Annotated in this window: 2 protein-coding genes; both read right to left on the bottom strand. The window is 73.2% G+C overall.

All coding sequences use genetic code 11. The features are described 5' to 3' along the window. Positions 1 to 92 precede the first annotated feature (92 nt). Positions 93 to 800 (bottom strand): methyltransferase domain-containing protein, encoded by a 708-nt coding sequence (locus VP06_RS32225; protein ID WP_082167751.1) that lies wholly within the window; start codon positions 798 to 800, stop codon positions 93 to 95. Next, the coding region (locus tag VP06_RS32220) for a 5'/3'-nucleotidase SurE (protein ID WP_048467907.1) at positions 797 to 1,152 on the bottom strand (356 nt) is incomplete at its 5' end. The genes VP06_RS32225 and VP06_RS32220, both read right to left, overlap by 4 nt.

The following is a 1,152-nucleotide window of genomic DNA, read 5'->3' as shown; positions in this document are numbered from 1 at the left end:
CTCCTGGTGTGAATTCAAAGCGGATTCAGGTTAAACTTCCGTTGCGGGGCTTTGTCCGGGCTTCACGCTCACGGCCGGAAACCGGCCTTGAGTTACAGCATCGCCGCGAGGCCGGGCGTCAGCGGGGCGATGCGCAAGGGCGTCTCGCGCACCTGCCGCCACGGGCCGTCGGCCTCCTGGGCGATGGCGACGAGGCGCGGGCCCGCCGGCGTGTCGAGCGCCCCGACGAGGCGCCCGCCCGGGTTCAGGCGGTCGATCAGGGCCGGGGGCACGTCGCGCAGGCTGCCGTTGACCAGGATCCGGTCGAAGCTGCCCGCTTCCTCCGGCGGGGTGCAGCCATCGGCGAGGCCGACCATCGCGGCGCCAAAGCCCAGCGCGTCGAGGCGCGAGCGGGCGTTGCGGGCCAGCGTGGCGTAGCGCTCCAGGCTGACCACCTCGGAGCACCCTAAGCGCAGCAGCAGGGCGGTGGCGTAGCCCGATCCGGTGCCGATCTCGAGCACCCGCGCACCTTGCGCGTTGAGCGCCGCCAGCATCGTGGCGATGACGCTCGGCGCCGTCATGGTCTGGCCGCAGGGCAGCGGCAGGGCGATGTCGCGGCGCGCGAGATCGCGGAAGGCGAGCGGCGCGAAAGCTTCCCGCGGGACCCGCTCCATCGCGCCGAGCACCGCGGCGTCGCGCACGCCGCGGGCGCGCAGGCCGAGCACGAAGGCCGCGGTCTCGACCGCGCCGGACGCCTGCCCGGAGCCGTCCCGTCCGGTGGCCTCCGGCGTGCCGTCTCGCCCCTCGTGAGCGTGGTTCACGCGAGGGCCTGGGCGAAGCGCGTCAGGGTCGGCTCGTCGGTGAGGTCGAGGCGCAGAGGGGTGACCGAGATGAAGCCGTCGGCGATCGCCTTCAGGTCGGTGCCGTGGCCCGGCTCGAACCGCGCCTTGGCGAAGGCGAGCCAGAAATACGGGTTGCCGCGCCCGTCGATCCGCTCGTCGATCGCGAGCAGCGCCTGGTTGCGCACCCCTTGCGCCGCCACCGCGATGCCCTTGACGGCGTCGGGCTCGCAATCCGGGAAATTGACGTTGACCAGGATGCCGGGCTCGATCCCGGCCTCCAGGACGCGCCGGACCACCGAGGCGCCGTGCCGGGCCGCCGTGTGCCACTTCA

The sequence above is a fragment of the Methylobacterium aquaticum genome (genome assembly GCF_001043915.1).
In the GTDB taxonomy this organism is placed as follows: Bacteria; Pseudomonadota; Alphaproteobacteria; order Rhizobiales; family Beijerinckiaceae; genus Methylobacterium; species Methylobacterium aquaticum.
This window is presented reverse-complemented; position numbering and strand designations above follow the sequence as displayed.